This is a genomic window from Mycobacterium talmoniae (assembly GCF_001854525.1).
GTDB lineage: Bacteria > Actinomycetota > Actinomycetes > Mycobacteriales > Mycobacteriaceae > Mycobacterium > Mycobacterium talmoniae.
In genome coordinates this window covers 1-12,567 of record NZ_MLQM01000157.1, presented here as the reverse complement: position 1 = coordinate 12,567, position 12,567 = coordinate 1, and the positions used below count along the sequence as shown (strand labels likewise).

Below are 12,567 nucleotides of genomic sequence, written 5' to 3'. Positions count from 1 at the left end.
GGCCAGCTGGGTTCCCCGGGCCGGGCGGCCCGCCACATCAGCGCGTCGAGCGGGTCGGTTTTGCCGGCGCGGTCCGGGTCGCCGCCGCGTTCGGCGAACAACGCCAGCATGGTGTCGCGGTCATAACCGGATTCGTAGCCGAACTGCGCGGTGGCGTCGGCGCGGAAGTACACGTCGGGGTACTCGCCGTCGACGACGTAGGCGGCGCCCGACGCCAGCATTTTCTCGACCAGTTCGACGACTTCGGCGATGGCCTCGGTCGCCGCGACGTAGTCGTGCGGCGGCAACACCCGCAACGCGGTCATGTCCGCGCCGAACAACGCGACCTGATCGGACGCCAGCCCCCGCCAATCGACGCCGTCGCGGTCGGCCCGCTCGAACAGCGGGTCGTCGATGTCGGTGACGTTTTGCACGTAGCGCACCCGGTGGCCGGCGTCCAGCCAGACCCGGTGGATCAGGTCGAACGCCAGGTAGGTGGCGGCATGCCCCAGATGGGTGGCGTCATAGGGGGTGATCCCGCAGACGTACATGGTGGCGGTCGGTCCCGGTGCGACCGGGCGGATCTGGCGGTCGGCGCTGTCGTACAGGCGCAGCGCCGGACCCTGTCCGGCCAGTTCCGGAACGGGGGCCGCCGACCACGAATGCATACCGTCGAGGGTAAGCGGGCCGACGATGCGGGCCGTCAACGGCCCGAGGTGGGAGGCACCCCCAGCCGAAGCGTGCCCGCTAGTACAGTGCCTGCCGGATCGCCGCCAGCAGCGGCGCGGCCACGTCGCGGCGGCACATCAGCAGGTCGGGTAGGTACGGGTCGGGCTGGTTGTAGCGCAGCGGCGACCCGTCGAGCCGCGAGGCGTGCAGGCCGGCGGCCAACACCACCCCGGCGGGGGCGGCCGAATCCCATTCCCACTGCCCGCCGGCGTGCAGGTAGGCGTCGACGTGGCCGGCCACCACCGCCATCGCCTTGGCCCCGGCCGACCCGATCGGCACCGTCTCGATCGCCAGCACCTGCTGCATGCGCCGCACGATGGCCGGGGTGCGGGTGGCGCTGACCGCCACCCGCACCGGGTCGGACGCCGCGGCCCGCGCCGCGGGGTCGGTCACCGTGTCGGTGCGGTACACGATGTTGCCGCGGGCCGGCAGCGACACCGCCGCGTCGGTGATCGCGCCGTGGCCGTCGCCGTCGCGCTGCCAGAGCGCGATGTGCACGGCCCAGTCGGAGCGGCCTCGGCTGGAGAATTCGCGGGTGCCGTCCAACGGGTCGATGATCCACACCCGGTCGGCCGCCAGCCGGGCCAAATCGTCATCGGCCTCCTCGCTGAGCACCGCGTCGCGCGGGCGGGCCTGCTGCAGGCGCTGCAGGATCAACGCGTTGGCGCGGCGGTCACCGGCGTCGCCGAGCATCCACGGGTAGTCGAACCCCACCTCGTCGCGCACCGCCAGCAATAACTTCCCGGCGTCGACGGCTAGCTCGGCGGCCAGCGCCGCGTCGGTCAACGTCACCCTTGGCAGTATTCCCGACGGCCGGTTTCGCCTCGGCCAAGGCGTCGACCGTCGCCGGATGACGCCGAGCCTGAACCGGTGGCGTCGAGGCCGGCGACGGCGGTCGCGAATGTGCGATCTCATACGCCTGAGCGGCTGAAAAGCGTATGAAGCCGCACAATCGGCGGGGAGGGCGAAGCCGGCACCCCTAGAACGCGGGCCAGGGAATCGGGCGGCGGCGGTCGGGTCTGGGCATCACCGGTGCATCCAGCAGCGCCCGCGCCCGCTGCCGCAGCGCCGCGATCTCGGCGGCGGTCAGGTGCGGCCGCAACGCCTCGGCCAACGGGCCGCCCAGCGCCTCGCTAAGCCCGGCCACCGCCTCCAGGGTGTCGTCGTCGACGGGTTTGCCGGCCCAGCCCCACAGCACGGTGCGCAACTTGTCCTGCACGTGCAGGCACACCCCGTGGTCGACGCCGTACACGCCGCCGTCCACGCCGTGCAGCACGTGCCCGCCCTTGCGGTCGGCGTTGTTGACCAGCACGTCGAACACCGCCATCCGGCGCAGCCGGGGGTCGTCGGCGTGGATCAAGGTGACCGGCGCGCCGGCGTAGTCGTAGGCCTGCAACACCGGCAGATACCCGGCCGGCAGCTGGCCGGCCGGCACCAGATCCACCAGGTCGGGCCGGGCGGCGGACTCGTCGGCGTCGTCGCCGGGCTGATCGATCCACAGCTGCAGCATCCCGGTACCGGCGGGTCCGTCGCGAATGATGGTGTAGGGCACTATGTCCCAGCCCAGCTGCACCGACACCAGGTAGGCGGCCCGTTCGCGGCCGGCCAACGTGCCGTCCGGGAAGTCCCACAGCGGCTGCTCGCCGGCGACCGGCTTGTACACGCAGTGCACCCGCTGCTCGTCCAGCGCCGCCTCACACAGGAAGGTGGCGTTGCTCGCCGACCGGATGCGCCCCAGGACGGTCAGCTCGCCGCACCGCAACGCCTCCCGCTCATCGGTCACGAGTCGGCGTCGTCGTCCGGCCCGAGGAACGCGCCGCGCCGGTAGCCGTTGGTGCGCACACACAGGTGCCCGTCGGGGTCCAGCGGTTCGTCGCACAGCGGGCAGGGCGGGCGGCCCGCCGAGATGACGCGGTTGGACCGGGTGGCGAACTGGCGCGCCGACTCCGGGGTGAGGAATACCCGCACCGCGTCCGGGCCCTCCTCGGTGTCGTCGAGCACCACCGAGGCGTCGAATTCGCTGTCGGTGACCGCCAGCAACTCCACCACCACGGTCTGGGCCTCCGAATCCCAGCCCAAGCCCATGGTGCCGACCCGGAATTCGGCGTCGACCGGGGTGATCAGCGGGTTGAGGTCCTCGACCTCGGCGGGCTCCGGCGGGACCGGGGTGCCGAACCGGCGGTTGACCTCCAGCAGCAGCGCACCGATCCGCTCGGCGAGCACCGCGACCTGCTGTTTTTCCAGCACCACCGACACCACCCGGGTGTCGTGCACGGCCTGCAGGTAAAAGGTGCGGTTGCCGGGCTGGCCGACGGTCCCGGCGACGAACCGGTCGGGGGTACGGAAGACGTGGATCGCGCGAGCCATGGCATCTCCAAAATACCGGCAGTTGCCGCCGGGTCGTAAATTCTCGGCAACGGCCGTCGGTCACGGTCAGTCGGTGGAGCCGCCCACCACGGCGTCGCCGGTCGGCGGCGGCGCGGTCAGGCCGGCCGCCAACCCGGCGCCGGTGTGGTTGACGTGCACGACGAACGGGCGCAGCTCGGTGTAGCGGATCACGCTGATCGACGCCGGGTCGGCGGTGACCCGCTGGAAGCTGTCCAGGTGGGTGCCCAGCGCGTCGGCGACCACCGCCTTGATCACGTCGCCGTGCGTGCAGGCCAGCCACAGCGCGTCGCCGCCGTGCCGCTCGGCCAGCCGCCGGTCGTGGTCGCGGACCGCGGCCACCGCCCGGGCCTGCACCTGCGCCAGCCCCTCCCCGCCGGGAAACACCGCCGCGCTGGGATGGGCCTGCACGACCTTCCACAACGGCTCCGCCGTCAGCTCGGCGATCTTGCGGCCGGTCCAGTCGCCGTAGTCCACCTCGGCCAGGCGGTCGTCGATCACCGGCGCCAGCTGCAGCGCGGCCGCCAACGGTTCCACCGTGCGCCGGCACCGCAGCAGCGGCGAGCACACCAGCTCCCGCAGCGGCAGATCAGCGACCCGCTCGATCAACTCGGCGGCTTGAGCCAAGCCCTTGTCGTCGAGGTCGACGCCGTCCGAACGCCCGGCCAGCACCCCGGCGGTGTTGGAGGTGGACCGGCCGTGCCGCACCAGCAGGACGGTCATACCGCGCTCACCGCCCCGGTGGCCAGCAGCGCCAGCACCGCCGCGCCGGCCAGCACCCGGTAGCCGACGAACCAGTACATGTTGTGCCGCAGCAAAAACCGCAGGAACCAGGCCACCGCGGCCAGGCCGACCGCGAACGCGATCCCGGTGGCCACCAGCAGCTGCGGCCCGGTGGCGCTCATCCCCTCGCTGACCGGGTGGAACGCGTCGGGCAGCGAGAACAGCCCGGAGGCGAACACCGCCGGGATGGCCAGCAGGAAGCCGAACCGGGCCGCCAGTTCGCGGTCCAGCCCGAGGAACAGCCCGGCGCTGATGGTCGCCCCGGACCGCGACACCCCGGGCACCAGGGCCAGGGTCTGGGCCAGGCCCACCACGATGGCGTCGCGGTAGGTCAACTGCTCGACGTGGCGGGTTTGCCGGCCGAGGTATTCGGCGGCGGCGATCACCGCGGCGAACACCACCAGCGCGGTGGCCACCACCCACAGATTGCGCACCCCGGACCGGATCTGGTCCTTGCACAGCAGGCCCAGCACGCAGATCGGGATGGTGCCGATGATGACGTACCAGCCCAGCCGGTAGTCGACGCCCCGGTGCGCGGCCACGAACAGCCCGTTGAACCAGGCCTTGACGATGCGGGCGATGTCGCGGGCGAAGTACACCAGCACCGCGACCTCGGTGCCCAGCTGGGTGACCGCGGTGAACGAGGCACCGGCGTCGTCGTCGAACCACAGCCGCGACACCAGCGCCAAATGCCCGGACGAGGACACCGGCAGGAATTCGGTCAACCCCTGCACCACCGCCAACACCACGACCTGCAACCAAGACATCGGCGGGGCGGCTGACACGACGACGACCGTACCGTGTGCGGGTCGCGGCACGGGACTGGCGTCGGCGCGTCGCGCGCCGCACACTGGTACACACCGACTCACCGATCACGCCGAACCCGGGGACCGCGCGAGCCGTATTACCTTCCGGAAGGTTGGTGATGGACGTTCCGGAAACCGGCGCCATGCGGCTGCTGTATGACCAACACGCGGCAGCGCTATGGCGTTATGCGTTCCGGCTGACCGGCGACCGGTCCCGCGCCGAGGATGTGGTGCAGGAGACGCTGCTGCGGGCCTGGCAGCATCCCGAGGTCGTCGACGACATCGCCCGCTCGGCGCGCGCCTGGCTGTTCACCGTCGCGCGCAACCTGGTCATCGACGAAAGCCGCAGCGCCCGCTTCCGTTCCGAAAACCGGCCGCGCGCCGCCGGCGCCCTGGAGCGCCCCGGCCCCGACGAGGCCGCGCCGGCGCTGGACCGGATGCTGGTTTCGGACGCGTTGGCGCAGCTGTCCGCCGAACACCGGGCCGTGGTGCGGCGCTCCTACTATCAGGGCTGGAGCACCGCCCAGATCGCCGCCGATCTGGGCATCGCGGAGGGCACGGTGAAATCCCGGTTGCATTACGCGCTGCGCGCGCTGCGCCAAACACTGCAGGAGATGGGGGTGGTGAGCCGATGACACCCACACCTCACCTCGGCGTGTCCCGCAACGGCGACGGCCACCCCTACGCGACCTGGGATGCCGCCTACGTGCTGGGGTCGCTGTCGGCGGCCGACCGCCGCGAGTTCGAGGGACACCTGGACCGGTGTTCGGCCTGCCGGCGTGCGGTCAGCGAACTGGCCGACCTGCCCGCGGTGCTGGCGCTGCTGGCGCCCGACGAGGTCGCCGCCCTCGACGTGAACGGCCACCCGGTGGCGGCGCCGGCGGGTCTGCTGGTGGCGGTGTCGGGCAACGGATCCCCGCTCGGCTCGGCGCAGCCGGAACAGACCGTCTTCCCGTTCTTCCGGACCGGGAATTACGCGCCGGTGCCCGACGAACTGACCGCCTTCGATCTGCCGGTGGACGGCGCCATCCCGGCCGAGCTGACCGGCTGGTATCTGCGCAACGGGCCGAACCCGCGGGTGGCCAGAGGGCATTGGTGCGTCGGCGACGGCATGGTGCACGGGATCCGGTTGGAGAACGGCCGCGCCGCCTGGTACCGCAACCGCTGGGTGCGCACCGACAGCTTCGAGCACCCGGCGCCGGTGTACGGCGCCGACGGCAGCCGCAACCTGCGGTCCAGCCTGGCCAACACCCACGTGGTGCGGCACGCCGGCAAAACCCTGGCGCTGATGGAAACGTCGCTGCCGTACCAGATCAGCACCGAGCTGGAAACGTTGGGCGCCTACGATTTCGGCGGCAAACTCGCCGACGCGATGAACGCCCACCCCAAGATCTGCCCGACCACCGGCGAGCTGCACTTCTTCGGGTACGGCTCCCTGGTGGCGCCGCACGTCACCTACCACCGCGCCAACGCCGACGGCGAGCTGATCATCAGCCGGCCGATCGACGTGCCGGCGCTGACCTTGATGCACGACTTCGCGCTGACCGCCGAACACGTCGTGTTCTTGGATCTGCCGCTGCTGTTCGACCTGGACCTCGCGCTGGCCATGGGCGAGAACCCGGATGTGCCCTACCGGTGGAACGACGGCTACGGCGCCCGGCTGGGGGTGTTGCGCCGCGGCGACCCGTACGGTGAGCTGCGTTGGTTCGACGTCGACCCGTGCTACGTGTTCCACCTGGCCAACGCCTACGACGGCCCCGACGGCGAATCCATTGTGCTGCAGGTGATCCGCTACCCGGAGCTGTGGCGGGACGACCGCACGTTCGACACCGACGCGACGCTGTGGCGCTGGCGCATCGACCTGCGGACCGGCACCGTGCAGCAGACCCAGCTCGACGACCGCGCGGTGGAGTTCCCGCGGATCGACGACCGGCGATCCGGGCGCCCGGCGCGCTACGCCGTGGCCGTCGGCAGCCACGGGTTGGTGCGCTACGACCTGGAGCGCGGCACCGCCGACGAACACCGGTTCGGCGGCGACGGCCCACCCGGGGCCGCCGACGAGGCGATCTTCGTCCCGGCCGGCGGGTCGCCCGACGACGAGGCGGCCGGCTGGTATTTGAGCTACGTCTACGACCCGGCCCGGGACGCCAGCGACCTGGTGATCATCGACGCCGCCGATTTCGGGGGCGAACCCGTGGCCCGGGTGCGGATGCCGCGGCGGGTGCCGCACGGGTTCCACGGGAACTGGATCACGGACTGACCGCGCCGCGGTGAACCGGCCGCGGTGGCCAATCGTGTCATCTGCGGGAGGTGAACCACATGCCCACGGTCGCCGGCACGGTAACCCCGCACGACAGCCTGCTGAAGGCGCTCTACGACGAGCACGGCGCCGCGCTGTGGCGGTACGCCCTGCGGCTGACCGGCGACCGGTCCCGCGCCGAGGACATCGTTCAGGAAACCCTGCTGCGGGCCTGGAAACATCCGGAGGTCGCCGGGGCCACCGCCCGCGCCTGGCTGTTCACCGTCGCCCGCCACCTGGTCATCGACCACAGCCGCAGCGCACGGGTGCGCAATGAGGTCGGTTCGCTGGAGGACACCCCCGAGCGGGCCGGGCCCGATGAGGTCAACGCCACGCTGGACCGGATGTTGATCGCCGACGCGCTGACCCGGCTCTCGGCCGACCACCGCGCGGTGATCTGCCGCTCGTACTACCGGGGTTGGAGCACCGCCCGGATCGCCGACGATCTCGGGATCGCCGAGGGCACCGTGAAATCGCGGCTGCACTACGCGGTGCGGGCGCTACGGCTGGCTCTGCAGGAAATGGGGGTGACCCGATGAGGCTTGGTCACAAATACGAGACGTGGGACGCCGCCTACGTGCTGGGGTCGCTGTCGGCGACCGATCGGCGCGAGTTCGAAGCCCACCTGGGTGGGTGTGCGACCTGCCGCGCGGCGGTCACCGACCTCAGCGGCATGCCCGCCCTGCTCTCGCAGCTCGACCGGAATGTGGTGGCCTCCATCGAGGAGGTCAGCGACACCGAGGCCCCGCCGGCGCAGTTGCGGACGTCGCTGCTGGCGGCGGCCCACTCGCGTCGGCATCGGCTGCACCTGACCTGGGTGGGCACCGCCGTCGCCGCCGCGGCGGTGGCCGTCGCGGTGTTCGTCGGCGGCCACTCGGTGCCGTCCGCGCCGGCCCCGCAGACCACTGTCGCGGCGCTGCCGATGGCCCAGGTGCACACCGCGCTGCTGGCCTCCACCGTGTCGCTGAGCGATCAGGGCTGGGGGACGCTGATCGAGCTGCGCTGCGTGTGCCTGGCCGAGGCCAACGCCCCGCACGACACGTTGGCGATGGTGGTGGTGGGTCGCGACGGCAGCCGCAGCCGGCTGGCCAGCTGGGTGGCGCATCCCGGACACACCGCCACCCCGTCGGGCAGCACGTCGCTGCCGGTCGAGCGGATCGCGTCGGTGCAGGTGGTCTCCGCCGACAGCGACCAGGTGCTGCTGCAGCGCACCCTGTGACCGCTCAGCGCGCCAGCGTGCGGACCACGCCGCCGAACACCCCGGGCAGCGCCGCGCAGGCCGGCACGACGGCGCAGCGCGCGGCGCGCGGGGCGCTGGCCAACACCAGCGCCCGGGTCAGCAGCCGGTACTGGCGGGTGATCCGGCACCAGGCCCGCTCGTAGGACGCCGGGGCGTCCTCGACGATCGCGGTCACCGCGGCGCCGGCCTGTTTGACGGCCAAGCTGATGCCCTCGCCGGTCAACGCGTCCTCGTAGCCGGCGGCGTCGCCCACCAGCAGCACCCGGCCGGCGACCCGGCGGGCCACCACCTGGCGCAGCGGCCCGCAGCCGCGGGCCCGGGCGCGGTCGTGGCCCTGCAGGTGCTGCGCCAGCCACGGGAACCAGTCCAGGTCGGGACGGTGCCGAGACAGGATGGCCACCCCGACCAGGTCGGTTTGCACCGGCGTCACATACGCTTCGCCCCACCGCGACCAGTGCACCTCGACGGACTCCGACCATGCCGGCACCGTGTAGTGCCAGCGCACCCCGTAGCGCCGCGGGGTGCCGGCCACCGCCGGGATGCCCACCGCGCGGCGCACCGCGGAATGCAGCCCGTCGGCGCCGATCAGCCAGCGGGCGCGGATCCCGGCCGCGGCCACCCCGGCCGCGTCCTGCTCGACCCGGCCCACCCGGGCGGCAACCCATTGGGTGCCTTGGTCTTTGGCACGTGCGGTGAGCGCGGCGTGCAAGGTGGTGCGGCGCACCCCCCGGCCGCACCGGTCGCCGAACGCCGCGTGCGCCCGCTGCCGCTCACCGACGTAGGCGATGCCCGCCAACGGCATCCCGGCCGGGTCCACGCCGAGCGCAGCCAGCGCGGCCACCCCGCCGGGCATCAGGCCTTCGCCGCACGCCTTGTCGATCGGATCGGTCCGCGGTTCGGCCACGATCACCGAAAGTCCTTGCCGGCGTGCGTATAACGCGGCGGCCAGCCCGCCGGGCCCGCCGCCGGCGATCAGCATGTCGGCGTCGTAGGTCGTCATGCGTAGCCCAACGCGGCGTTTTCCGCCCGCAGCCGCACGGTCAGCACCGCCGCGTTGGCGACGGCGAAACCGGCCGCGGTCAGCCAGGCGGTGTGCACCAGCGGCAGCGCCAGCCCCTCGGCCGTCACCGCCAGGTAGTTGGGGTGGTGCAGCCAGCGGTAGGGGCCGCGATGCACCAGCGGGGCCCGCGGCAGCACGATCACCCGGGTGTTCCACCGCCGGCCCAGGGTGGCGATGCACCACCAGCGCAACGCCTGGGCGGCCGCCACCACCGCCAGCATCGGCCAGCCCAGCCGCGGGAGGAACCCGCGGTGGGCCGCCCACACCTCGATCAGACAGCCGGCCAACAACCCGGCGTGCACGGCCACCAGCGCCGGGTAGTGGCCGGCGCCGACCTCCACCCCACCGTGGGCGAACGCCCACCGCGCGTTGCGGCGCGCCACCCACAGCTCGGCCAGCCGTTCCAGTCCGACCGCGACCAGCAGCAGCGTGTACATCGGCTACCAGCGCAGCAGGACGAGTTCGGAGCAAAACGCCGGCCCCATCGCGATCATCACCCCGATGGATCCCGGCGGCGGCGGGTCGGCCAGGGTGTCGCGCAGCACGTCGAGCACCGACACCGAGGACAGATTGCCGTTGTCGCGTAACGACTTTCGGGTGGCATCCAGCGCGTCGTCGGGCAGGTCCAGGCCGTTCTCGACGGCCTCGATCACCCGCGGACCGCCCGGATGGCAGATCCAGCGGTCGACGTCGGCGGTGACCAGGCCGTGGTCGGCGAGGAATTCGCGGACGTCTTCGCCGAGATATTTTTCGGCGACGGTCGCCACGTCGGCGGACAGGATGATCCGGAACCCGTCGCTGCCGATGTGCCAGCCCATCACGTCCTCGGTGTCCGGATACAGGTGGCTGCGGGTGGCCAGCACCGTCGGTCCCGCCGCCGCGCGGTCGGCGCCGGTGGCGACCACCGCGGCGGCGCCGTCGCCGAACAGGCTGGACGCCACCAGGTTGGCGACCGAATGGTCGTCGCGCTGAATGGTCAACGAGCACAGCTCCACCGCGAGCAGCACCGCGACGTGGCCGGGGAAGGCGCGCAGGTAGTCGTGCATCCGGGCGACGCCGGCGGCGCCGGCGACACAGCCCAGGCCGAACAGCGGCACCCGTTTGACGTCGGGGCGCAACCCGATCCGGGTCGCCAGCCGCGCCTCCAGGGTGGGCACCGCCAGCCCGGTCACCGTGGTGGAGAACACGATGTCGACCTCGGCGGGCGTGATCCCGGCGTCGTCGAGCGCCGAGGTCAGCGCCCGCTCACCGAGTTCGAGCGCCACGTCCAGATAGGCGTCGTTGGCTTCGGTGAAGCCGCGCAACTTGGGGTAGCGCCAAAGTGGCAGCGCCAGTTGGCGCGACGCCACGCCGCTGGTGGCGGCGAAGCGCCGAAACTCCGGCCCGGCGAAGCCGGCCAGCGCCGCCGCCGTTTCGTCTTGGCTGTATCGGTGCCGCGGCAGCGCGACGGCTGCGGCGGCGATGGCAGGCGAGGTAGTCACATTGGGGGGTACGGCATCACCGGTCCACCAGTTCACCTTTCGGGCCGGATTCGCCGTGACCGGACACCGACTGAACGATGCGGCCGCCGACTTCGTAACTACCAAAAAGGGCGTGATTGCACTGCCGCCGATCACCGGAAGGACCCGTATGTTGCCGCGGATCGCTCGCCTGGCGCTGAGCGCACCGCGGCGGGTGACCGCTGCCGCCGTTCTGGTCCTGATCGCCTCGGCGCTGCTCGGCGCGCCGGTGGCCGGACGGCTGTCGGCGGGCGGCTTTCAGGACCCGGAATCCGAATCCGCCCGTGCCGCGGCGGTTTTGGCGGACAAGTTCGGTCAGATCGATCAGCAGATGCTGATCACCGTGACCGCCGACGACGGCGCCCGCAGCCAGACGGCGCGCGCGGCCGGCACCGACATCGTCGCGGGGCTGCGGTCCTCGCCGTGGGTGTACGGGGTGTCCTCGGCGTGGACCGGGGCGCCGGGGCTGGTGAGCACCGACGGCAAAACCGGCCTGGTGGTCGCGCAGCTGCGCGGCGGCGAGAACGACGCCCAGCATTACGCGCAGGCGCTGGCCGATGCGGTGGTGCACGACCGCGCCGGGGTCACCGTCCGCGCCGGCGGCGACGCGGTGGTCTACGCCCAGATCAACCGGCAGAACCAACGCGACCTGCTGGTGATGGAGTCGATCGCGGTGCCGTTGAGTTTTGTGGTGCTGGTCTGGGTGTTCGGCGGCCTGCTGGCGGCCGCGCTGCCGCTGGCGGTGGGGGCGTTGGCGATCGTCGGGTCGACGGCGCTGCTGCGGCTGATCACGTCCTGGGCCGACGTGTCGATCTTCGCGCTGAACCTGACCACCGCGATGGGGTTGGCGCTGGCCATCGACTACACCCTGCTGATCATCAGCCGCTACCGCGACGAACTCGCCGACGGGGCCGCACCCGATCGGGCGCTGGTGCGCACCATGGTCACCGCCGGGCGCACCGTGCTGTTCTCGGCGACCACCGTCGCGCTGTCGATGGCGGTCATGGTGTTGTTCCCGATGTATTTCCTGAAATCGTTCGCCTACGCCGGGGTGGCGACCGTGGTGTTCGTCGCGGTCGCCGCCATTGTGGTCACCCCGGCGCTGATCGTGCTGCTCGGCGCGCGCCTCGACGCGCTCGACGTGCGCCGGCTGGCCCGGCGGGTGCTGCGGCGCGCCGAGCGGGCGCCGACCCCGGTGCAGCGGCTGTTCTGGTATCGCTGCACCACGGCGGTGATGCGGCGCGCGGTGCCGGTCGGCCTGGCCGGGGTCGCGGTGCTGGTGCTGCTGGGGGTGCCGTTTCTCGGCGTCAAGTGGGGGTTTCCCGACGACCGGGCGCTGCCCCGCTCGGCGTCGGCGCATCAGGTCGGCGACCGGCTGCGGACCGGCTTCGCCGACGATACGTCGGCCACGGTCAGCGCGGTGATACCCGACGCCGCCGGCCTGACCGTGGCCGACCTGGACCGCTACGCCGCCGCGCTGTCCCGGGTGCCCGCCGTGTCGGCCGTGTCCGCGCCCGCCGGCACCTTTGTCGCCGGAGCCAAGGTCGGGCCGCCGTCGGCGCCGACCGGGCTGGCCGACGGCAGCGCGTTTGTCACCGTCGCCAGCACCGCGCCGCTGTTCTCGGCGGCGTCGGACACCCAGCTGGACCGGTTGCACCGGATCGGCGGGCCGGGTGGGCGTTCGGCGTGGCTGGCCGGGGTGGCGCAGACCAACCGGGACAGGGGGGCCGCCATCACCGGGCGGCCGTCGCCTGCGCTGGGGGTGATCGCGGCCATCACCTTTGTGT

Annotated in this window: 13 protein-coding genes and 1 pseudogene; 5 read left to right on the top strand and 9 right to left on the bottom strand. The window is 72.4% G+C overall.

All coding sequences use genetic code 11. The features are described from left to right. From BKN37_RS21530 to BKN37_RS21505, 6 genes and pseudogenes are all read right to left on the bottom strand, one after another. Window positions 1–647: pseudogene (locus BKN37_RS21530) on the bottom strand (cysteine--1-D-myo-inosityl 2-amino-2-deoxy-alpha-D-glucopyranoside ligase); the annotation flags it as partial. A gap of 79 nt (window positions 648–726) precedes the next feature. Then, window positions 727–1,500, bottom strand: coding sequence for a 3'(2'),5'-bisphosphate nucleotidase CysQ (locus BKN37_RS21525; protein WP_278184965.1), 774 nt, complete (start codon window positions 1,498–1,500; stop codon window positions 727–729). A 187-nt stretch (window positions 1,501–1,687) separates the two neighbouring features. Then, a complete protein-coding gene (locus tag BKN37_RS21520) occupies window positions 1,688–2,491 on the bottom strand; it encodes an SCO1664 family protein (protein WP_071028988.1) in 804 nt (267 codons plus the stop codon). Beyond that, window positions 2,488–3,075: a DUF3090 domain-containing protein gene (locus BKN37_RS21515; protein WP_071028987.1), complete on the bottom strand. Its 588-nt coding sequence runs from the start codon at window positions 3,073–3,075 to the stop codon at window positions 2,488–2,490. The genes BKN37_RS21520 and BKN37_RS21515 overlap by 4 nt, the downstream gene beginning before the upstream one ends. A gap of 66 nt (window positions 3,076–3,141) precedes the next feature. After that, window positions 3,142–3,816, bottom strand: a complete 675-nt coding sequence (locus BKN37_RS21510) for a histidine phosphatase family protein (RefSeq protein ID WP_071028986.1) — start codon at window positions 3,814–3,816, stop codon at window positions 3,142–3,144. Then, the gene (locus BKN37_RS21505) at window positions 3,813–4,643 is read right to left on the bottom strand and encodes an undecaprenyl-diphosphate phosphatase (protein WP_071028985.1); all 831 of its coding nucleotides are present in this window, start codon (window positions 4,641–4,643) and stop codon (window positions 3,813–3,815) included. The genes BKN37_RS21510 and BKN37_RS21505 overlap by 4 nt, the downstream gene beginning before the upstream one ends. 158 nt (window positions 4,644–4,801) lie before the next feature. Between BKN37_RS21505 and BKN37_RS21500 the strand changes: the two genes are divergently transcribed. Genes BKN37_RS21500 through BKN37_RS21485 form a run of 4 tightly spaced genes read left to right on the top strand, consistent with a single transcriptional unit; the run spans window position 4,802 to window position 8,200 of the window. Further along, window positions 4,802–5,317: a sigma-70 family RNA polymerase sigma factor gene (locus tag BKN37_RS21500; RefSeq protein WP_071028984.1), complete on the top strand. Its 516-nt coding sequence runs from the start codon at window positions 4,802–4,804 to the stop codon at window positions 5,315–5,317. Then, entirely contained in the window at window positions 5,314–6,942 is a 1,629-nt protein-coding gene (locus BKN37_RS21495) for a carotenoid oxygenase family protein (RefSeq protein ID WP_083341956.1), read from the top strand. The genes BKN37_RS21500 and BKN37_RS21495 overlap by 4 nt, the downstream gene beginning before the upstream one ends. A gap of 59 nt (window positions 6,943–7,001) precedes the next feature. After that, entirely contained in the window at window positions 7,002–7,520 is a 519-nt protein-coding gene (locus tag BKN37_RS21490) for a sigma-70 family RNA polymerase sigma factor (RefSeq protein ID WP_071028989.1), read from the top strand. Next, entirely contained in the window at window positions 7,517–8,200 is a 684-nt protein-coding gene (locus tag BKN37_RS21485) for an anti-sigma factor family protein (RefSeq protein WP_071028983.1), read from the top strand. The genes BKN37_RS21490 and BKN37_RS21485 overlap by 4 nt, the downstream gene beginning before the upstream one ends. 4 nt (window positions 8,201–8,204) lie before the next feature. Here BKN37_RS21485 and BKN37_RS21480 read toward each other — a convergent pair whose 3' ends face one another. The 3 genes from BKN37_RS21480 to BKN37_RS21470 are packed head-to-tail and all read right to left on the bottom strand — an operon-like array spanning window position 8,205 to window position 10,762. Then, entirely contained in the window at window positions 8,205–9,221 is a 1,017-nt protein-coding gene (locus BKN37_RS21480) for an NAD(P)/FAD-dependent oxidoreductase (protein ID WP_071028982.1), read from the bottom strand. Continuing rightward, on the bottom strand, window positions 9,218–9,718 hold the full coding sequence (locus tag BKN37_RS21475) for an isoprenylcysteine carboxyl methyltransferase family protein (RefSeq protein WP_071028981.1): 501 nt from the start codon (window positions 9,716–9,718) through the stop codon (window positions 9,218–9,220). Before BKN37_RS21475 ends, BKN37_RS21480 begins: the two co-directional genes overlap by 4 nt. A 3-nt stretch (window positions 9,719–9,721) precedes the next feature. Next, window positions 9,722–10,762, bottom strand: coding sequence for a type III polyketide synthase (locus BKN37_RS21470; protein WP_083341955.1), 1,041 nt, complete (start codon window positions 10,760–10,762; stop codon window positions 9,722–9,724). 148 nt (window positions 10,763–10,910) lie between these two features. Between BKN37_RS21470 and BKN37_RS21465 the strand changes: the two genes are divergently transcribed. Then, a partial coding sequence (locus BKN37_RS21465) for an MMPL family transporter (protein WP_071028979.1) occupies window positions 10,911–12,567 on the top strand: 1,657 nt, incomplete at its 3' end.